This window comes from Pseudomonas koreensis (assembly GCF_036668835.1).
In the GTDB taxonomy this organism is placed as follows: Bacteria; Pseudomonadota; Gammaproteobacteria; order Pseudomonadales; family Pseudomonadaceae; genus Aquipseudomonas; species Aquipseudomonas koreensis_I.
In genome coordinates, this window is the sequence record NZ_JAZEVW010000038.1 from 1 (window position 1) to 433 (window position 433).

General features: G+C 51.5%; 1 protein-coding gene. It reads left to right on the forward strand.

Going from position 1 to position 433, the window contains the following annotated elements:
• Nucleotides 1-220: 220 nt before the first annotated feature.
• Nucleotides 221-433: heavy-metal-associated domain-containing protein (locus V6F91_RS27200; RefSeq protein WP_332769938.1), on the forward strand; the 213-nt coding region annotated here is incomplete at its 3' end.

Consider the following 433-nt stretch of genomic DNA (forward strand, 5'->3'; position numbering starts at 1 on the left):
CTACCGGATTTACACCAGATCCAAGCCCAAAACTGAAGCTCAATCCCAGTGCGATGAGCAGCACATATGGCTGCTTTTTGCATGAAGACCGCTGTGCGCGGCGTGGTTTTGTCATAACCAGCAATATAGACCACCGCCCACCGTTGCCGTATACCCCATAGGGGTATAAGATGAGTCGTATAGAGTCCCCATAAAGATTGTTCCAACAGAAAGGCTCACAATGTCGACCAAAAACGCATCCAATCCAGCAGCAACCTACAAAGTCACCGGAATGAGCTGCGAGCATTGCGAAAAAGCCGTGCGCGAAGAAGTATCCCAACTGTCCGGAGTTTCCGGCTTAGATGTCAGCTCCGCCAGTGGCGTACTCACAGTGCACTTCCACGAAGGCGCAGAAAACCCTGCTACTGATCAGGACGTTATCGCTGCTGTCGAT